General features: G+C 67.1%; 17 protein-coding genes. 11 read left to right on the top strand and 6 right to left on the bottom strand.

Features of this window, described 5'->3' with window-relative positions:
• Positions 1 to 29: 29 nt before the first annotated feature.
• Both L1080_RS32275 and L1080_RS32270 read left to right on the top strand, forming a co-directional pair.
• Entirely contained in the window at positions 30 to 644 is a 615-nt protein-coding gene (locus L1080_RS32275) for a hypothetical protein (RefSeq protein WP_250777950.1), read from the top strand.
• Positions 645 to 808: 164 nt separating this feature from the next.
• Positions 809 to 3286 carry an SEC-C metal-binding domain-containing protein gene (locus L1080_RS32270; RefSeq protein ID WP_459032166.1) on the top strand — a complete coding sequence of 826 codons (2478 nt, stop codon included), beginning with the start codon at positions 809 to 811 and terminating at the stop codon, positions 3284 to 3286.
• A 76-nt stretch (positions 3287 to 3362) separates the two neighbouring features.
• Here L1080_RS32270 and L1080_RS32265 read toward each other — a convergent pair whose 3' ends face one another.
• Entirely contained in the window at positions 3363 to 3944 is a 582-nt protein-coding gene (locus L1080_RS32265) for an RES family NAD+ phosphorylase (RefSeq protein ID WP_250776601.1), read from the bottom strand.
• A 47-nt stretch (positions 3945 to 3991) separates the two neighbouring features.
• Positions 3992 to 4585 (bottom strand): helix-turn-helix domain-containing protein, encoded by a 594-nt coding sequence (locus L1080_RS32260; RefSeq protein WP_250776600.1) that lies wholly within the window; start codon positions 4583 to 4585, stop codon positions 3992 to 3994.
• 627 nt (positions 4586 to 5212) lie between these two features.
• On the opposite strand from L1080_RS32260, the gene L1080_RS32255 reads away from it, so the two are divergent.
• Positions 5213 to 5518 (top strand): hypothetical protein, encoded by a 306-nt coding sequence (locus L1080_RS32255; protein WP_250776599.1) that lies wholly within the window; start codon positions 5213 to 5215, stop codon positions 5516 to 5518.
• Positions 5519 to 6111: 593 nt separating this feature from the next.
• On the opposite strand, the gene L1080_RS32250 is transcribed toward L1080_RS32255, so the two are convergent.
• Entirely contained in the window at positions 6112 to 6870 is a 759-nt protein-coding gene (locus L1080_RS32250; protein ID WP_250776598.1) for an IclR family transcriptional regulator, read from the bottom strand.
• Positions 6871 to 7033: 163 nt separating this feature from the next.
• On the opposite strand from L1080_RS32250, the gene L1080_RS32245 reads away from it, so the two are divergent.
• From L1080_RS32245 to L1080_RS32235, 3 genes are all read left to right on the top strand, one after another.
• On the top strand, positions 7034 to 8185 hold the full coding sequence (locus tag L1080_RS32245; protein WP_250776597.1) for an acyl-CoA dehydrogenase family protein: 1152 nt from the start codon (positions 7034 to 7036) through the stop codon (positions 8183 to 8185).
• A complete protein-coding gene (locus L1080_RS32240) occupies positions 8185 to 9213 on the top strand; it encodes an acyl-CoA dehydrogenase family protein (protein ID WP_250776596.1) in 1029 nt (342 codons plus the stop codon). The genes L1080_RS32245 and L1080_RS32240 overlap by 1 nt, the downstream gene beginning before the upstream one ends.
• A 63-nt stretch (positions 9214 to 9276) precedes the next feature.
• On the top strand, positions 9277 to 10056 hold the full coding sequence (locus tag L1080_RS32235; RefSeq protein ID WP_159924193.1) for an enoyl-CoA hydratase/isomerase family protein: 780 nt from the start codon (positions 9277 to 9279) through the stop codon (positions 10054 to 10056).
• Between the two features lie 25 nt (positions 10057 to 10081).
• On the opposite strand, the gene L1080_RS32230 is transcribed toward L1080_RS32235, so the two are convergent.
• Entirely contained in the window at positions 10082 to 11242 is a 1161-nt protein-coding gene (locus L1080_RS32230) for a glycerate kinase (protein ID WP_250776595.1), read from the bottom strand.
• A gap of 190 nt (positions 11243 to 11432) precedes the next feature.
• Entirely contained in the window at positions 11433 to 12110 is a 678-nt protein-coding gene (locus tag L1080_RS32225; RefSeq protein WP_250776594.1) for a formylglycine-generating enzyme family protein, read from the bottom strand.
• 376 nt (positions 12111 to 12486) lie between these two features.
• Here L1080_RS32225 and L1080_RS32220 point away from each other — a divergent pair, with 376 nt between their 5' ends.
• Together L1080_RS32220 and L1080_RS32215 are read left to right on the top strand one after the other, a co-directional pair.
• Entirely contained in the window at positions 12487 to 13473 is a 987-nt protein-coding gene (locus L1080_RS32220) for an ATP-binding cassette domain-containing protein (RefSeq protein ID WP_250776593.1), read from the top strand.
• Positions 13470 to 14327 carry an ABC transporter permease gene (locus tag L1080_RS32215; protein WP_109333217.1) on the top strand — a complete coding sequence of 286 codons (858 nt, stop codon included), beginning with the start codon at positions 13470 to 13472 and terminating at the stop codon, positions 14325 to 14327. Before L1080_RS32220 ends, L1080_RS32215 begins: the two co-directional genes overlap by 4 nt.
• Positions 14328 to 14343: 16 nt before the next feature.
• Here the strand turns inward: L1080_RS32215 and L1080_RS32210 are convergent, their stop codons facing one another.
• Positions 14344 to 15408, bottom strand: a complete 1065-nt coding sequence (locus tag L1080_RS32210; protein ID WP_250776592.1) for an enoyl-CoA hydratase/isomerase family protein — start codon at positions 15406 to 15408, stop codon at positions 14344 to 14346.
• A gap of 69 nt (positions 15409 to 15477) precedes the next feature.
• On the opposite strand from L1080_RS32210, the gene L1080_RS32205 reads away from it, so the two are divergent.
• From L1080_RS32205 to L1080_RS32195, 3 genes are read left to right on the top strand one after another with little or no spacing between them, the layout of a single operon-like run.
• On the top strand, positions 15478 to 16728 hold the full coding sequence (locus L1080_RS32205) for a CoA transferase (RefSeq protein WP_250776591.1): 1251 nt from the start codon (positions 15478 to 15480) through the stop codon (positions 16726 to 16728).
• The gene (locus L1080_RS32200; protein WP_250776590.1) at positions 16725 to 18149 is read left to right on the top strand and encodes an amidohydrolase family protein; all 1425 of its coding nucleotides are present in this window, start codon (positions 16725 to 16727) and stop codon (positions 18147 to 18149) included. The genes L1080_RS32205 and L1080_RS32200 overlap by 4 nt, the downstream gene beginning before the upstream one ends.
• A 59-nt stretch (positions 18150 to 18208) precedes the next feature.
• Entirely contained in the window at positions 18209 to 18604 is a 396-nt protein-coding gene (locus tag L1080_RS32195; protein WP_159924181.1) for a DUF1801 domain-containing protein, read from the top strand.
• Positions 18605 to 18624 lie beyond the last annotated feature (20 nt).

Here is an 18624-nt window from a genome sequence, read left to right as displayed (position 1 = left end):
CCGAAAACAGCACCCTCGCCGACGACGCCGTGATCATCACCGACGACCCCGACATCGTCGCCGGTGTCCGTAAGTTCATCGACGGCCTCGACGAGATCACCGAGGTCGATCAGGTGTTCCTCGACGACGCGATCCGGGAGTGGGAGATCGGCCGCGCCGTCCCACTGCCCGGGGTCACCGGCCGCGTTCGCACCGAGAAGGACTTTCTCCCCACCCCGGTGCGCTGGATGTTCGTCAGACACGCCGTCGATTACGAACCCACCGACACCGAACAGAAGGTTCTCGACAACCAGCGGGGCCGGCATTCGACGGCGGGCGGGCCGGTGGTGAAGTATCAGCTCGAGTCGCTCCGCCTCGACACACGCGGCACCCTTCGGCGCGGCGACGTGATCGTCTTCGCCTCCATCGGCGACGAGTGGCTCTACCCGCCGGCCGTGGTGATCTCCGATGCGATGCGGATCCCGCGGTCGGGTGGTGCGGTGTTGTTCTTCCTGCGCACCCGCACCGACCTGCCTCATGTGCCTCTCACCGACGCCGAGAAGGCGCTCACCGACCTCGGGCACCCGGGGTCACGGCTGCGGACCGATCACTACGTCCGCTCCCCTAGCCTCCGGACGGCGATCCTCGCACTATGGGATCTCTGACCCTTCTAACCCGCTCCAGCCGACAGGCAATCGGTTAGGAAATCGTGCGGCTGCAGCGACGCCATTCGGTGGACTGCTGGGCCGGAGAGCAGCTGAATAGCCCGCCTAATGGCGAGTGCGCTCCTTTCGCCGAGACGCACGGATACATCGCATACCCTGGCCCGGTGACCGATCCGACAAATCCCGCTGCCGAAGCCGCCATGGTCCTGCTCCGCGAGCACGGGCCCATGCATACCGGCGAATGGGCGCGGCGGCTGGTCGCCGAGGGGCATGGCTATCTCGCCGACATGGAGGAACTGGTCGAGTACATCGGCCATCCCCGGCTCGGCTACCTGGCGGACGGCCGCAGCGTGGCCCTCGACTCGCTGCTCGCCGGACGCGTGCTCACCCACCGGCTCACCGACGTGGAAATCTCCTCCGGCATCCTCGACGCTCACCCGGACCTGACGCCGCTGCTGCCGTTCGACGACCGCGACCCGGCCGCGGGCGGGCTGCGCATCCTCTTCCGTGACCTCGACGACGATGTGTTCGACGAGCGCGGCGTCGACGATCCCGGCTGGCCGACGGCCGCGGCGCTGCTGCTCGGACCGGATGCACTCGCCGAGTTCCGGGCCGGTGACCTGGTCGCGCTCACGTTCGTGGACGGTGAGCTGCGGCTGACCGCCGCGGGTGCCCCACCCGCACCCGCACCCCATCTCACCGACGCGCTGGCCGACCTGGTGCCGATGGACCGCCCCGAACCCCTGGACGGCATCGTCTGGCAGCTGATGGCCGACGACCGGGCTCTGTTCGCGGCGCCGACCACCCCGCTCTGCGACCTGATCACCAACGCCGGATACGTGTGCGACGGCGACGACATCGCGGTCCGGGGATTCGACTTCGCCGCACATCGCGGGAAGAAGCATCTTGCGGCGGTCGCGGCGGCGCACCACCTCACCGACGACGAGACGGAAGCGGTGAGGGCGTTCATGGCCCTGATCGGCGCGCTCGAGCGCACCCCCGACGACGAGCGCGAGGCCGCTGTCGACGCGGTCGTGGCGAGCGCGGGCGACGAATTCGCCGGGCTCGCCCGACCGAGGGCGGCCCGCGCCGCGTTCGGCGAGGCGTACGCCACCCTGCACGCCGGCACCGAGACCCTGCGCCTGGCCGCCGCGGTGCTCCGCGACCGCGGTCCCCGCCGGATCGCCCCGACCGCGCACTGGCTGGCGGGCAAGGCGGCCGAGCTCGACGGACGGACCACCGACGCCGAGCGGCACTACGAGCGGGCCCTGGCCGTGGACCCGAACTGGGACGAGGCGCTCGAGGCTTTGGCCCGCTTCGCGTCCGATCGTGGTGACGCGGTGCGGGCGATCGGGCTGCTCGACCGGGTCGAGGGTGCGGATCGCGAACCCATGTATGACCTGCTCCAGATGTTCCTCCCCGTCGACCGGCCGGACCTGGGACGCAACGATCGGTGCTGGTGCGGATCCGGACGCAAATACAAGGCGTGCCACCTCGGCAAGGCCGAGCACCCACTCGAGCAGCGGGCTGGATGGCTGTATCAGAAGGCGGGGTCGTTCGCGCAGGGCATCGCATGGCGATCGCTGCTTCTCGCGCTCGCCCAGATTCGGTCCGCGCACGACGACGACCCGTTCGCGCTGTATCACGCGCTCGACGACCCGCTGGTCGCGGACGTGGCGCTGTTCGAGTGCGGAGCGTTCGAGCGGTTCGTCGCCGAGCGCGGCGTTCTGCTGCCGGCGGACGAACTGCTCCTCGCGCAGCAATGGTTGCTCACCGAGCGGTCGGTGCATGAGGTCGAGGCGGTGCGTCCCGGCGAGGGGCTGACCCTGCGCGACGTGCGCACCGGCGACCATCTGGAGGTCACCGAACGCACCGCCAGCAGACAGCTTCGGGTCGGTGACTTCTTCTGCGCCCGAGTCGTTCCCGCCGGTTCCACGATGCAGATCTTCGGGGGTATCGAACCGATCGCACCGGGGCAGCGTGGTGAGTTGATCGAGTTGCTCGACTCCGACGCCACCGCCCCCGAGGATCTCGTCGAGTTCCTCAGCGCCCGGTTCGCGCCGCCGCGGCTGGTCACCGCCGACGGGCATCCGATGGTCGCGTGCACGGCCGTGTTCGAGGTGTCCGACACCGCCGGAATCCGGCGCAGGCTCAGTCGCCGTTTCGGCGCCGCCGACAAAGACCGGTGGACCTGGACCGAGGACGGCAGTGTGCTCGGCGCGCTGCACCTGGCCCGCGACCCCGAACCCTGGGTGCTCGCGGTCGAGGCGATGAATGAGCCACGCTTCGAGTCGCTGATCGACGCCGTGGGCGCCGCCGATCCCGGGGCGAGACTGCGGGAACAGACCCGGACAGCGGCAGCGGAGCTGATGGCTCAGGCGCAGGACAACGGTGTTCGCCCGGTGCAACCCGTCGACCCCGAGGATCCCGAGATCGCGACAGCGCTCGACGAGCACATCCGCGGATACGAGCAACAGTGGCTCGACGAGGCGATCCCCGCCCTCGGCGGTCACACACCGCGCGAGTGCGCCGCCGACCCCACCCGCCGCGACGAGCTGACCCGGCTGCTCGACTCCTTCCCGCAGCAGGAACGGCCGGGAGCGATGAGTGCGCGGCGGCTGCGGGAAGCATTGGGACTCTAGGCTTCCGGCTGCCGCCCACGCACCGCCCGCGGCGACGGCGATCGGGTCGAATCCGATCGGCGCGGGCGGGACAGAGTTAGACCGTCGATGCGTATCCGATGGTGCGTGCGGCGGTGCGGATGATCGGCCGCACGCGCGGGTGGTCGAGTGGTCGAGTGAACTCGGGGTCGGCGGGGAACGAGTCGGCGGCGGGGTTCCACAGGACGACGTTCGGAAGTCCCGTCATGGTTGACGGTACGTACAGACCGTCGAGATGCGGCCATGTCAGGTGGATGGTGCGCGACCAGGTGCGGCAGACAGTGCGCGGTCCATGCAGCAGTGCATACGAGGCGTGGTGGCGTACCAGCCAGGTTTCGGTGAGGTCGAGCAGATTCAGGGGGCGGCTCGGACGCCACCCTGTCAGGGCAGGCGCCCCGATCGTGGTGTCGATCGTTCGTGTCGCCTGGTACACCTCGGCCAGCGCGGTGGCGACATCGCAGGCGGCGTAGAGGACTCCGATGGTGGTCGCTGCCGCGGCGGGCCCCGGGTGCGGGTCGTAGCGCATGGACGCGATCGGCCCGTAGGTGCGCAGAGTCCGCCAGGAGGCCACGTGCGGACCGGTGGTGCGGTGGATCCGCCACAGCACACCGTCGTAGGCCAGGATGTCATCCGGATTCACTGTGAGCGGGCTCCGCGGTGCCCGCGGAGTCTTCGGGTGCCGACCGCTCACCAGGTGTCGAGGGATTCCAGGAGCGCGACCACCGGTGTCGGGTCCGCCGCGGCGGCCAGATGCTCGAGCGGGGTCCGGTCGCCGAGGTCGGGTTGCGGGGTATGCATGAGCGCGGCGACCGACACGGGGCTCGCCGTTGAGGGGATGGCCGCCACGACCGCGCTGAGCCCCGGCAAGACGTCGTCGCCGACGAACTGCCATCGTGGGATGCGGCGGTGCCCATGCAGATCGAACGCCCACAGCGTGCGCGCGGTGAGCCGCCGGGACACCACCGACCTGTCGATGCCGAGCAGCTCCGCTGCCTCCTTGACCTCCAGCGAATCCGCGAGCACCGTCACGGTGTGACGCGCGATCTCCACCGCGCGAGCGCGAATCTCGGCCACCGACGACCACTGGTCGAGAACTTCGCCGGCGCCTTCGCCGGCGTGGGTGCGGAGGAATTCGAGCTCTCCGGCCGACAACGTGTCCGACGCGGCGGGTACCGCGGTGAGTGCAGCGTCGAGTTCGCGAAGCATCTCGCGGGCGGTGAGGTCGACGTGATGCTTGGCCAGCAGCGCGTCGAGCGAATCCACCCCCTCCACCGACCTCATATGCACATGATAGCTCGCATGTGCACCGTTGTGCAGATCCGTCGTCGGACCCGTCCACTAGCGGCCATAGGAGCCCCAGGTCACCGGGTCGGGGCTCGCACTGGCCAATGGGTGTGGCCACCTGAGTAGGCCCCTTCGTCACGAATCCCGAGGTGGCGGGTGGTCACGGACGGGCGGTGCGGCGTGTCGGCATAGCGGTCCGACGCCGTCCGCCCCCTCGCCGACCCCACCGGCATGTTGGGGGCAGGAGCCCTCGACGTCGACTCGATTAACCGCGTCGGATATCGAGTCGGATCATCGGACGTCGCGACCCCGTTCAGGGCGTAGGCCGGCATGTCCGGCACCGGTTCGGGGGCACGATCCATGATGCCAGGTGTACTTACTTAGCAAAAAGAGTTAGCACTCTGCTGGCGTGAGTGCTAGATTGTCGATGAGGTCCAGGTCACAAGCTGGCGACCTCGACCGAGCCGCGACCATCGTCCCTTGCGCCTCGAGCGCGGAGTCGTATTCAGCAGGCCTCGGCAACGCCGGGCGAATTCGTGAACCGAACAGTCCCGACGACGCCCCCGGCTCTGGTGCAGCGGACCGTGCCCGCCGACCCGACTCGTCACCGCCTGAAGGAGGACCATGACCGCCGCCGTCTCCCGCCTGCGTTCCTCCGTCGACCGCAACGAGAAACGGAAGCAGCAACGCTCGCGGTTGCCCGCCGTGTCGATCGCCTTCGGCACGTTGTCCGTTGCGTCGTTCTGGGTGCTCGGACTCGGCTTCCTCCTTGGAGTAGCCGCGGTGGTCTGCGGCGCCATCGCCACCTCGCGGTCCGCGGTGATCGACGACGAGGCGGCATCGTTGCGGGCCCTACTGGGCGTCGTTGCCGGCGCTGCGGGCATCACCGTCTCCGCGATCGCCCTGTTTCCCATGCTGGCGCACCTGTGAATCACGAACGTGACCGGTATATTTTCGGTCGCCATCCGGCCTGACCGACCACACCACCCCGGCACCACCGTCTCCGCCCCGGAGTGACTGCCATCGCGACCACCACATCTCGGGGTGCTGCACCGCCAACAATCACCTCGGATCCCACAGTGATCACTCGACACTGTTTGAGCTCGTCGAGAACGTCGTCGAGCGCCGCAGTCGGGATGCGGACGGAAGTCTTCACCCTCCGACACGCGCAGACAGTCGCGTACGGAGGCGAGCATGGCGAGTTCACGCTCGAGGTCTGCTGCGGCTCCATCGTCCACCGTTCTCCTCCTAGGAATGGGAGTCGCAATCAGCGCTCGATCAGCACGCTGCCGCGGAACATGGCACAGCATTCTTCGTCGGGGAGCTCCCCTCACTGGGGGTGAGGGAGCTGTTGCTGCGCCTCCGTCGGGTGGCGTCGAGCCAGGAAGTCACTGTCCCGGGCTGACGCTCCGTTCGCTGCGCTACGGCCCGTGATCCGAGGTTCGAAACGAGCGCGGTCCCTCATCGCGTGACGCGTGTGCCCTTGGAGCGTCACGCGATGGCCGGCTCGCCCCAAACAAGGTTCACCACTGAACGCTGCGTTGATCCCAGCTCCGGGAACACTCCGTGAGAAGGTCCACCAGCGTGTCGCGCTGCTGAGTGATCACTTCGTGTGACGCGATGACGCCCACGGCAGCAACGGTTTTCCCGTTGTCCCGTACTGCGATGGAGACACCGTCACCTTGCTCGGAGGCATTGGGGGAAGCGCAGATCCCGGTTTGTTCTATCTCGGGCAATGCCGCAAAGAACTTGTCGACGAGGGGTTGCTCATCCTCGCCGACATTTTTCAGGTACGCCCAGAGATCCCGCTTTTCCATGCCCGCGAGCAATACCCAACCGCCGGAGGTGCGAATGAGGGAACGCCGCACGTAGTTCTCGGCGAGGTAGGCGAACCGGGGATCGGACGAGCAGTAGTCGACGTAGAAGATGTCCGGTCCGACTGCAATGGACAGCACGGTCGTCAGGCCGGCCCGTTCGTGCACCTCTTCGAGGTCGGCATGCGTCACCGTCGAGACGGGCTGCCGCCCTGCCAATCGGTTGAGCAGATACGGCGCACTGCCCAGGGAGTAGCGCCGGTCGTGTTCGCCCAGATATCCGGTGGCGACGAGACCGTTGACCAAGCCCTGAACCGAACTGATCGGGGCCGAAAGCTCTTTTGCTATCTCGCTGAGGGTGATTCCGCCACGAGCCCGCGCAACGCATTCGAGGATCGAGGCGATGCGATCCACGGTGCGATGACGAGCGCGGGCCCGCGCCCCTGTTGCGCCCTCCGGTTGCACCACGACAATTCCTCCTCGGTAGTCGCCCGGCGCGACTGCGACCCACCCTATCAGATACGTATATACGTAATCAACTCCAATATTGCGTAGACATGGCTCGAAGTGTCATAGTCGTTGAAGCCACCCCGAACGAACCCATGTCGGCTTGAACGGAAAGACCACCACCATGACCACCCTCAGACTGGTTCCCCCGGTCTCCGCCGATCCCCACGCCGCGGACGTCCTGCGCGCCGAGGTTCGCGAATTCCTCGCCGGCCAACGCGCCGAGGGCAAGATCGGCCGGGACGTCGACTGCTGGCTCACCGGATGGGACGAGGACTTCTCCCGCGCCCTGGCCGCCCGCGGCTGGCTCGGCATGACTGTGCCCGTCGAGTACGGCGGACGCGGCCGCAGCCACCTCGAGCGGTTCGTCGTCACCGAGGAATTGCTGGCTGCCGGGGCACCCGTCGCAGCGCACTGGATTGCCGATCGGCAGATCGTTCCGTCGCTTCTGAAGTACGGCACCGAATATCAGAAGCAGCAATACCTGCCGGCCATTGCGAGCGGTGAGTGCTATTTCGGTATCGGTATGAGCGAACCGGATTCCGGTTCCGATCTGGCGAGCGTTCGCACCAAGGCCACCCGGGTCGACGGCGGCTGGTCGATCACCGGCACCAAGGTATGGACCTCGGGCGCACACCGTGCTCACGCATTCTTTTGCCTTGCCCGCACCACCGCGGTCGATCCCGCGCACCGGCACGACGGACTGAGCCAGTTCATCGTCGATCTTCATTCCCCGGGTGTCGACATCCGGCCCATCGTGTCGATGAACGGCGAGCACCACTTCAACGAGGTCATACTCGACGACGTCTTCGTCGCCGACGACATGGTGTTCGGCACCATCGGCGACGGCTGGCAACAGGTCACCTCCGAACTGAGCTTCGAACGCAGTGGTCCCGAGCGATTCCTGTCCACGTTCACCTTGCTGGCCGAAACCGCCGAGCAGATGCGCAGCAATGCGATCCCCCGGCATACCGACCTCGGCCGTTATGTCGCTCGCATCGCCGGTCTGCATCAGATGTCGACCGCCGTCGCCGGCGCGCTCGAACGCCGGGAACCGGCCGATACAGCTGCCGCCGTCGTCAAGGTCCTGGGCACATCCACCGAGGGCGACATCGCCGATTTCGCCGACCTGCTCACCGGTGACTACTCGCCCGATCGGGCCGAGTACCACGACATGCTCGACGACGCCGTCGTGCAACGCCCCGGATTCACTCTCCGTGGCGGTACCAACGAAGTTCTGCGCGGCGTGATCGCGCGAGGATTGGGGATGCGCTGATGACTGCACCGTTCACGGTCGACAACGACCTCGTCGAGATGATGTCTGCGGTCTTCGCGAGCCACCGCGAGCAGAACGAGCCGGAGAGCGGCACCGCCCCCTGGGATGCGGGCTTGTGGAGCCGGCTGGACGAGCTGGGTTTGGTCCGGCTCACCGGCCGGGATGAAAACGGGGGCAGCGGCGCGGGCTGGTTCGAGGCCGCCGAGCTGATCCGCGCGTCCGCCTCGAACGGCGTCCGAATCCCGTTGGTCGAACACGACTTGCTGGCCGGGTGGCTTCTCGAGGTCACCGGCTCTCCTGTCGATGCAGCGCGCCGCACGGTATGCGTGCTCGACAACGAAGGAATGGCCTCCGGCGTACCCTGGGCAGCCCAGTCCGACAAGGTCGTTCTCGTCTGGCGGAACGGCGACACCTACCACGTCGCCGACGTCGAAACCTCGACGCTCGACATCGCTCCCGGCACCAACGTTGCCGGCGAACCGCGCGACACCGTCACCGCCGACACCACCGTTCTGTCGGGCACCCCGGTCGCGGATGCCGTCGTCGACCAGTTACTGCTGCGCGGCGCCCTGGCACGCGGACTGCAAACGTGCGCCGCACTCGCACGCATCCTGGACCTCTCGATCACCCACACGACCGAACGCACCCAGTTCGGGCGTCCACTCGCCAAGTTCCAGGCCGTCCAGAACCTGGTCGCCGACATCGCCGCCGAAGTCGCCCTTGCCCGCGCCGCTACCGACGCCGCACTCATCGAAGCTGTCCGCACCGACTGGTCCGGACCCAACCTCGAGTTCCTCGTCGCCGCTGCCCGATCCTGCGCAGGCCACGCCACCTCCGTGGTGGTGCGCAACGCCCACCAGGTGCATGGCGCGATCGGCACCACTCGCGAGCACCGGCTGCACGAATTCACCACACCCGCTCTCGCCTGGCGTTCGGAGTTCGGCTCGGTCCACTACTGGGACGAAAAATTGACCGCGGCCGCCCTCGAAGCAGGGCGCGAGGGCCTCTGGGCCCTCGTCACCGCCTGAACACCTAGCTCCGCCTCGCCGACACCCTGCGCGTCGACGCTCGACTCTGACAAGGAATACAACATGGCTGACCTGGAATACACCGTCACCGACGGCGTCGGCACCATCCTGCTCAATCGCCCACACCGTAAGAACGCCTTCACCTTCGACATGTTGGACGCCTGGGCCGAGGCGCTGCGGTCGGCACGCACCGACCCGGACGTGCGCGTCGTGCTCGTCACGGGTGCCGGAGGATCGTTCTGCGCCGGAGTCGATCTCGACGACTTCTCGGAAATCACCTCCACACTCGGCCGTCAGCAAGTACTGCAGGACCGCGTTCACCGCGTAGCCGCGGCTGCCCTCGACCTCGACAAACCACTGATCGCTGCCGTCGACGGTGTCGCGGTCGGCGCAGGCATGGACATGGCCCTGGCCTGCGACATCCGTCTCGCCTCGACTCGGGCGCGCTTCTCCGAGGCGTATGTGCGGGTCGGGCTGATCCCCGGTGACGGCGGCGCCCACCTGCTGCCCCGCATCGTCGGTCAGGCACGCGCCCTCGAACTGCTGTGGACCGGACGCTTCGTCGAAGCCCAAGAAGCCCTCGATTTGGGCATCGTCCTGTCAGTACACTCCCCGGAGGAACTGCCCGAAGCCGCGCACGATCTGTGCCGACGCCTCGCCGACGGTCCCCCGGTCGCGATCCGCGCCATCAAGCGTCTCGTGCGGAACGGGGAGAACGTCGACTTCAGAACCTCGCTGTCGATGGTGGCCGCCGAGCAAGCCGTCGTGCAGTCGACCCAGGACTCCGCAGAGGCCGTCGCGGCCTTCCGTGAGAAGCGGGCACCCGCCTTCGTCGGCGAGTAACAGAAGTCACCGAACGCATCGGCAGTCACTCACGAGCGCCCAGAGCGGCACCGAGAAGACCACCGATCTGCGCCGAAACTTCGCGAACGAGGTGGGCGCTGTTCGCGACCATGTCCGTGAGGCTCGAAGGACCCTTGGCGATGGAGAACGCCGAAACGACTCCGGCCGAGGCGATTTCGGCAGCAGACAGCTGAACCGTTCCCGCGATCACGACGACCGGGCAACTCGGTGGGGTGACGTCGAGGACGCCGCGGACGACCTTCCCTCGCAGCGACTGAGAGTCGAACGAACCCTCGCCCGTCAGAACCACGTCTGCATGAGCGCAGATGTCGCGCAGGCCGACGACGTCGGTGACCAACCGGGCTCCGGGTGTGAGTTCGGCTCCCACGAGTGGCACCAGGCAGGCCGGCATTCCACCAGCAGCGCCCGCTCCTGGATGCTGGGCGATGTCGATACCGGTCTCGGCTCGGATGATCCGCGCAAGGTGCTCCAACCCGGCGTCGAGGTCGATCACGTTCTGTGGTGTCGCCCCCTTCTGCGGACCGAACACCGCTGCCGCGCCGGATGATCCGCACAAGGGGTTGTCGACGTCTGTGGCGACGCGCCACCGGACGTGACGGGCGCGCGGATGAAGCTGGGAATCATCGACAGACGCGATACCCGCAAGGCCCGCTCCACCGGGTTCCACCTCACGACCGTCGGAATCGAGGAACCGCATCCCGAGTGCGCGGAGAAATCCCGTCCCGCCGTCCGTGCTCGCCGATCCGCCTATGCACAGCACGATTTCGCCGACGCCCTGGTCCAGCAGAGTATGCGCGATGACACCGACGCCGTAGCTGTCTGCGCGCATGGGTTGCAGGGGAATATCGGACACCTGCGGAAGACCGTTCGCTTCGGCGGCTTCGATGATGCCGACCACTCCGTCATTCGAAATTCCGTATCGAGCCGTCCGTGCCCGCCCCACCGCGTCGGTCGTACCGAGAAATCTAGGAACGGCGTGCCAGTTGGCGAGTAGTGCATCCAGGGTGCCCTCGCCGCCGTCGGCGAGGGGGCACTCGATGATGACCGCGTCCGGACCGAGCGCACTTCGCACACCTTCGGTCATCGCTGCGGCGACCTCGGCAGCCGTCAGACTTCCTTTGAAGGAGTCGGGCGCGATGACGACCGTGGGCTGACGACGAAGCATGCGACGGAGCCTAGGTCACTATCGGGCCCTTCGCAGGGGCAGAGGAACCAGATTTCATCCGGCCGGACGAGGCATCGAGGCATCGAGGCATCGAGGCATCGAGGCATCGAGGACAGTAGCTGTCCTGAATGGCTCTTAGCCTGATGCCAACCGAATGAAAGGAGATCCGATGACGCTCGCTCCGCGCAGGTCAGAGCGACCGTGCCACTCGAAATCCGAGATCGTCGATGGAGAACGACGGGTGACTGCGACGACGGCACGTCGCCCCACATCCTCGGGCTTCCTCGGCCCAGCTCCCGCCGCGGAAGGTTCGGTACGAGCCGTACACCTCGGCGTCGTACACATCCCAGCACCACTCCCACACGTTCCCCAACATGTCATAAAGGCCCCACGCGTTGGGCGCTTTTCCGCCCACCCCATGGACGTGTCCGCCCGAATTGGCACTGTACCAAGCGATGTCGTCGAGTTCGCCGTATCGGTATCCGGATGTTCCTGCTTTGCAGGCGTACTGCCACTCCGCTTCGGTGGGCAGGCGGTATCCGTCGGACTCGCGAGTGCACGAAACCTGCCGGCCGCCGTCGGTCACCGAGTAGTACTCCGTCAGCCCCGATTCCCGCGACAGCACATTGCAGAAATCGACGGCGTCGTGCCAGGAGACGTCGACCACCGGCGCGGCGCCATTGGAGGAAAACTTCGTGGAGTCGTTCATGATGCGGGAATACAGCGAAGCGGTGACTGGACTACGCGCGAGGAGGAAGCTCTCGAGTTCCACCGTCCACGCCGTCTTCCTTCGGTCGTCTCTCAACGCAACTTCGCCGGCGGGGATTCGGGCCATCGCGACATCGAGGCCGACCCTCGGATTCGACATCGAACGACCCTTCGCGATCAGCTGGATTACCGTGCAGCCTTCTTCAAGGCATTAGACCCAGCGGGCATCACGCGGTCAAGGCTTTTACGCAGCCGACCTGTCCGTCACCGGTACAGGAAGGCCGCCGTTCGCTTGACCTCGAGTGAACTCGAGGTAATAGCGTCCGCTCATGATCATCAGGTGTTCAGCCGTCCGAAATATACAAGCGACATCGTCCGGGCAACCTGTAAGTTGGTCTGCGATCGACGGGGGACGACGTGATTCGTGACAAGCATCGAAGCGTGCGGGCTTCACCGTGCGCCGCTGCGCTGCGGCACACACATTCAGGCGCACAACACTGTGACGGTTCGCCGTCACTTCAGGCAGGGAGATTTTCATGACATCCGAAGCGGCGATCGAGGCAATAGAGCTGGTCAAACGATTCGGCGACAACGTGGCCGTCGATGGGGTGAGCTTCACGGTTCCGCAGGGATCCGTTCTCGGATTGCTCGGCCCCAACGGCGCAGGCAAGACCACGACAGTGAGGATGATGACCACCCTGAGTATCCCCACCAGCGGAACTGCACGGGTGGCCGGTCACGACGTCGTCACCGACCCCGGGGCGGTGCGGCTCAGCATGGGACTGACCGGCCAGGCCGCGACCATCGACGAACTGCTGACCGGACGTGAGAACATCCGGATGATCGGCGAGCTCTACGGGCTGTCGGGCAAGGCAGCACGCCGTGCCAGCGACGAACTCCTCGAACGGTTCTCCCTCACCGCCGCCGGTGACCGGATCGCTCGAACCTATTCGGGTGGAATGCGCAGGCGTCTCGACCTCGCCGTGAGTCTTGTTGCCACACCACCGGTGCTGTTCCTCGACGAACCCACCACCGGACTCGATCCGGCCAGTCGGATCGAATTGTGGGATGTACTCCGGGAACTGGTCGAGGACGGCACGACACTACTGCTGACGACGCAGTACCTCGAGGAAGCCGACCAACTTGCCGACAAGATCGTCGTCATCGACAAGGGCAAGGTCATCGCCTCGGGCACCCCGGTGCAACTGAAGGACCAGTCCGGCAAGGCCAGTCTCGTTCTGACGGTGTCGCACGTGGCCGATCTCGACGAGGCCGAGCGCATGCTCCGCCAGCACGTCTCGGACGTGCGGGTCGACAGGTCGGCCCGGCAACTGTCGGCGCCGACCGACGGCCTACGCGACATGACGCGTATCGCGAATCTTTTCGACGACAGCACCATCCTTCTCGATGACATCGGTCTCAAACGTCCGAGCCTCGACGATGTCTTCCTGAGCCTGACCGGTCACCGCGCCGAGACGGCCGAAACTGCACGTACCTCAGATGACCTGGAGACAGCCAGATGACCACCACATCCACACTGAACCCCACCGCGATCGGTACCCGGCTGACTCGTCCCGACATCAAGCCTGCGGGACTGGCACGTCAATCGTGGATCGTGGTGCGGCGGAATCTCACCCACATCAAGCGGATGCCGGAGATGCTGCTGGATGTCACCATCCAGCCCGTGATGTTCGTTCTGCTGTTCGCCTACGTCTTCGGTGGGTCGATCATGACGTCGGGCGCGAACTACCGCGAATGGTTGCTCCCCGGCATCATGGCTCAGACCATGGTGTTCTCCTGCTTCGTGGTCGCCGTGGGGTTGAACTCGGACCTCGACAAGGGCATCGTCGATCGCTTCCGGTCACTACCGATCTCGCGGTCGTCGATCCTCATCGGCCGGAGCGTGTCCAGCATCATCCACTCCAGCATCGGCGTCGTCGTCATGTCGCTGACCGGCCTCCTCATCGGCTGGCGCATCCACAACGGCTTCGGTGAGGCAGTACTCGCGTTCGCGCTGCTGTTGCTGTTCGGCTTCGCGATGATTTGGTTCGGCATCCTCGTCGGATCGTTGATGCGCTCGGTCGAGGCGGTCCAGGGGTTCATGTTCACCTCGATGTTCCCCATCACGTTCCTGGCCAACACCTTCGCACCCACCGAACAGATGCCGACCTGGCTGCGGACCATCGCGGAATGGAATCCGATCTCCGCGCTCGTGCAGGCCATGCGCCAGCTGTGGGGCAACGCTCCCGCAGCACCCGCCGGCGCGGCGTGGCCGCTGCATCACGCGGTTCCCGTCACGATCGGCTGGTCACTGCTGCTGATCGCGATCTTCGCGCCCCTCGCGGTGCGAGCCTTCCTGAACCGGACCCGCGACTGACCGATACGGACGGCAGCTAGCTGGACACCTCGTCCACCAGCCCCCACACCCTCGCAGTCTGCGCGTCGAGGGCAACGCCGGTCACGCACAGCCAGAAGGCACGCCAGCGTCCGATCCGCCGCGGCACGCTGACGGTGCCGCCGGCACCGGGGATCAGCCCCATCGCCACCTCGGGAAGCCGGAAAAGGGAGTCCGGGCGGGCGACGATTCGGTCTGCGAACGCGGGAACCTCGATTCCTGCCCCCACGCAGCTACCGTGCACGCGGACCTCGATCCGGTCGGCGAGCTGCGCGACAAGCCGGCCGGCGCCCGCCCGGGTGCGGATCAGATGGGCGGTGGCCAGGTCGGGTGTCGTGCCGAATTCGTCGAGGTCACCCCCCGCGGAGAAGGAGGGTCCGGAGCCGTCGAGCACGATTTTCGTGATGGTGGTGTCCACGAGTGCGAGCCGCAGCGCCTCGACCAGACCGTCACGGACCTCGGCGCCGTAGGCGTTGCGGCGTTCGGGCCGATTCAACGTGACCAGAAGTTCGTCGTCCTCCCGCCGGACCAGCACCGGTTCCTGCGGCGAGGGCGGCGGCAACGGGCGCGGCCCGCGCTGCTCGAGCCATCGACGAAACTCCGGGCCCCCGAGCAAGGTGGAATAGGCGAGCGATTCGACATCGATCGCGGCAGGCACCGTCAGGTGCTCGGAGAGCTTCAGCACCTGGGCCAGTACCAACGTCGAGTGCGGGTTTTCGGCGACCTTGCGGTGCAATTCTCCGACTGCCACATCCGGATCCGGCACGGACACCGCGAGGCGGTTGCCCGGCGCCGACTCCGCGACGATCGTCGTATCGAGGGCGGACGCCACCTTCTGCACATCCGGTGACAACTCATGGCCGCCGTGGTGCAGTCCCACAAGTATCCGGTCACTGACGCGTGCCCTGTCCGCGGCGCGCACGCAGGTGACCGACTCGGCGGCGCCGTCGAGGTTCACCGTGAGCATCGGGCTGTCGATTTCGGCGCCCTCGGACAGCAGCGGGCGGTCCGCAGCACCGTCGGCCAACTGCTCGAGCGTGATCGTTCGGACGTCGTTACCCATGAACACACCCTGCCAGCTCCATATCGGTTGCGTGCAGCCGGGTTTCGTTCACCGCGTAGCATCGACGCCGTGCCTTCCCCCTCGACGACGGATCCCTCGGACCCGGTGCGAGACTGGGCCGACAGTGGCGTCGTCGCACTCACCGGCCGCCACGGCGGTCCCCCGATCGTGCCGCCGGGGCGAGCCGCGACTGTGGCGCAGGAAAGGGCCTCGTGGATCGCCGAGGTCACGGAACTCAGCTCGCATCCCGTGCTTGTCGACGGTCCGCGACTCCTGTCCGAACGGGCCGCCTTCACCGGGCACAGCCGGCGTGGGGACATCTCGGTCGGCGGCAGTTGTCGCCTCCTGCCCACGTCCGACGGGTGGGCGGCGGTGTCCTGTGCGCGACCCGATGATCCCAGCCTGCTGGGGGCGCTGATCAGCAGCGCCGTCGACGAGTCCAATCCGTGGCCCGCTGTCGCCGAGTGGCTGAAGACGCACACCGGAGCGGAGTTGGACGAGCGGGCGGAACTGCTGGGCATCGCGGCGGGATCGCTCCGGTCCACGGACACGATCCCTGTTCCCCTCATGCCTCTGGCACCGCGCCCGGTGCAGGGGTTGCTGGTCGTGGATTTCAGCGCCCTGTGGGCGGGACCGCTGTGTGCTCATCTCCTCGGGTTGGCCGGCGCCCGCGTCGTCAAGGTCGAGACACCGACCCGCGCGGACGGCGCCCGCCGTGGCAACGCCGACTTCTACGCCCTCCTGCATGGCGGCCACGAGGCGGTGGTTCTCGACCCGGATACCGCCGAGGGCAGGCGGTCGTTGGCCCTGTTGGTCGAGGCGGCCGACATCGTCATCGAGGCATCCCGGCCGCGCGCGCTCCGGCGCTTCGGCCTCGACGCCGACGAAGCGGTGGCGCGGGGAACCACGTGGGTGTCGATCACCGCCGCCGGGCGCGGGTCGGATCGGATCGGCTTCGGTGACGACCTCGCCGCGTCCGCCGGCCTGGTCGCGCACGATACGGACGGTTCTCCGTTGTTCGTCGGTGACGCGATCGCCGACCCCCTCACCGGCCTCACCGCCGCCGCACTGGCGATGTCGGCTCCCGCCGACGGATCGGGGTACCTGTGGGACATCTCGATGTCCGCGGTCGTGGCGGCCACCTTGACCGGCGAGCCCGAGGTGCAGTCCGAACAGCGAAGCGGTCATTGGGTCCTCGTGACGGAGTCGGGCGTGGCCGAGGTCGCGCATCCGCACCGCCGGATACCGCGAGGGCGAGTCGCGGATGTCGGAGAGAACACGGTCGACACTCTCCGCAGCCTCGGAATTCCGGTGCCATGAGCGACCTCGTCATCCGCAACGCGGAACTGGGCGGCGTGCCCGGTGTCGACGTGCGCATGTCGGGGGGAACGGTCACCGAGATCGGCCACGGGATCACCCCGGCAGGAGCCGAGGTGATCGACGCCGACGGCGGGGCTGTGCTGCCCGGACTCACCGACCATCACCTGCACCTGCACGCCATGGCCGCCGACGCCGTCTCGGTTCGGTGCGGGCCTCCCCACGTTCGCGATCGCGGGGATCTCACTCGCGCACTCGAACGTGCCCAGGCCGACGACAACGGGTGGGTGCGCGGCGTCGGATACATTGAAACCGTTGCGGGCGAACTGGATTCATCTGCGCTCGACACCCTGCACGGGCAACGGCCGGTGCGGATTCAACATCGGAGCGGGGCGATGTGGGTGCTCAACGGCGCCGCTACGGCGGCCGCGCGCCTCGCACAGGCCGACCACCCAGGAGTCGAGCGCGACCACACCGGGACCCCGACCGGGCGGGTCTGGCGCGCCGACACCTGGCTGCGCGAACGCCTGCCACGCTCACAACCACCCCGGTTGGCAAACATCGGTGCGGCGCTGGCCCGTTTCGGGATCACGACCGTCACCGACGCCACCCCCGACCTTTCCGCCGAGTCGCAGCAGGCCATCGGATCGGCCGTCCGCTCTCGCGAACTTCCCCAGCGGGTGCATCTGCTCGGCGCGCCGCTTCGAGGCGACCCGGACACCGTGGCGGGACGCGTCAGCGTGGGCCCGTACAAGATCGTGCTGGCCGATTCGGGTTTTCCGGACCTCACGGAGTTGGCCCACCTCATCCGCGACGTTCACGCGCTCGGCCGCGCCGTCGCCGTCCACTGCGTGAGCCGGGAAGCGCTGCTCATTCTTCTCAGCGTGTTCGACGAGGTCGGCAGCGTTCCGGGTGACCGTATCGAACACGGCGCACTCATCCCCCGCGAGAGCCTCGACGACGTTCGCCGACGGGGATTGCGGGTGGTGACCCAGCCGGGCTTCCTCGCCCACCGCGGCGACGACTACCTGCGCGACGTCGACCCGCGGGACCTCCCGGATCTCTACCGCTGTCGCTCGCTGATCGACGCCGGCGTCCCCCTCGCGCTGTCGAGTGACGCCCCCTACGGTCCCCTCGACCCATGGCAGGTGATCGCAGCAGCCGTCGACCGCCGCGCACCCACCGGCGACATCGTGGGTCTCGACGAGCGCATCACCGCTGCCGAAGCCCTGGACCGCTACCTCGCACCCGCCGGGGACCCGGGTGGCCGGCCCCGCGGAATCACCGTGGGAGAACCCGCCGACGTGGTGCTGTTGCACGTTCCGCTCGACGAGGCGTTGCGGGTACTCAGCTCTGAGGTCGTTCGGAGCACCGTGCTGGACGGAATCGTCACTTGTGCTGCGTCCGTGGACAATTCCGACTGAGCCCAGGAGTCGATCCGGATTCGCCGCCGATCGAGCATTTCGGCGCTATCGTGTTTTCGATGACGTACACACCCGATCCGCGTGTCGACGCCTACATCGATGCCTTGCCGGAGTGGCAGCAGGCGATCTGCAGGGAAGTCCGGGAGCTCGTACACGAGGCGGATCCGGAGGTCACCGAAACCATCAAGCGCACCGTCCAGCCGTACTTCGTGCTGCAGGGCAACGTGTGCGCACTTCTGGCGGCGAAAGATCATGTCAACGTGTTCCTGTACGACGGCGGTATCGTCGCCGATCCGGACGGAATCATCACCGCCGGCCACGACAACAAGACCGCGCGCACGGTGGCCTTCCGGGAAGGCGAGAAGATCGATGCACCGCCGCTGCTGGCGATGTTTCAGCAGATCATCGCCAATAACCGTGCGGGCGGGTGGCGGAAGTTGAAGCGGGAGATGTAGCTCGGAAAGTGCGCGAGTGG

Source organism: Rhodococcus sp. MSC1_016 (assembly GCF_023667485.2).
Taxonomy (GTDB): domain Bacteria; phylum Actinomycetota; class Actinomycetes; order Mycobacteriales; family Mycobacteriaceae; genus Rhodococcus_F; species Rhodococcus_F oxybenzonivorans.
The sequence above is the reverse complement of the archived record's forward strand: the minus strand, read 5'-3'. Positions and strand labels throughout refer to the sequence as shown.

Coding starts and splice junctions, on each gene's coding strand:
- L1080_RS32225 (WP_250776594.1), bottom strand. CDS start 12,110: ATGTCGAATCCGAGGGTCGGCCTCGATGTCGCGATGGCCCGAATCCCC.
- L1080_RS32215 (WP_109333217.1), top strand. CDS start 13,470: ATGACCACCACATCCACACTGAACCCCACCGCGATCGGTACCCGGCTG.
- L1080_RS32255 (WP_250776599.1), top strand. CDS start 5,213: ATGACCGCCGCCGTCTCCCGCCTGCGTTCCTCCGTCGACCGCAACGAG.
- L1080_RS32240 (WP_250776596.1), top strand. CDS start 8,185: ATGACTGCACCGTTCACGGTCGACAACGACCTCGTCGAGATGATGTCT.
- L1080_RS32200 (WP_250776590.1), top strand. CDS start 16,725: ATGAGCGACCTCGTCATCCGCAACGCGGAACTGGGCGGCGTGCCCGGT.
- L1080_RS32235 (WP_159924193.1), top strand. CDS start 9,277: ATGGCTGACCTGGAATACACCGTCACCGACGGCGTCGGCACCATCCTG.
- L1080_RS32260 (WP_250776600.1), bottom strand. CDS start 4,585: ATGAGGTCGGTGGAGGGGGTGGATTCGCTCGACGCGCTGCTGGCCAAG.
- L1080_RS32195 (WP_159924181.1), top strand. CDS start 18,209: ATGACGTACACACCCGATCCGCGTGTCGACGCCTACATCGATGCCTTG.
- L1080_RS32245 (WP_250776597.1), top strand. CDS start 7,034: ATGACCACCCTCAGACTGGTTCCCCCGGTCTCCGCCGATCCCCACGCC.
- L1080_RS32230 (WP_250776595.1), bottom strand. CDS start 11,242: ATGCTTCGTCGTCAGCCCACGGTCGTCATCGCGCCCGACTCCTTCAAA.
- L1080_RS32210 (WP_250776592.1), bottom strand. CDS start 15,408: ATGGGTAACGACGTCCGAACGATCACGCTCGAGCAGTTGGCCGACGGT.
- L1080_RS32220 (WP_250776593.1), top strand. CDS start 12,487: ATGACATCCGAAGCGGCGATCGAGGCAATAGAGCTGGTCAAACGATTC.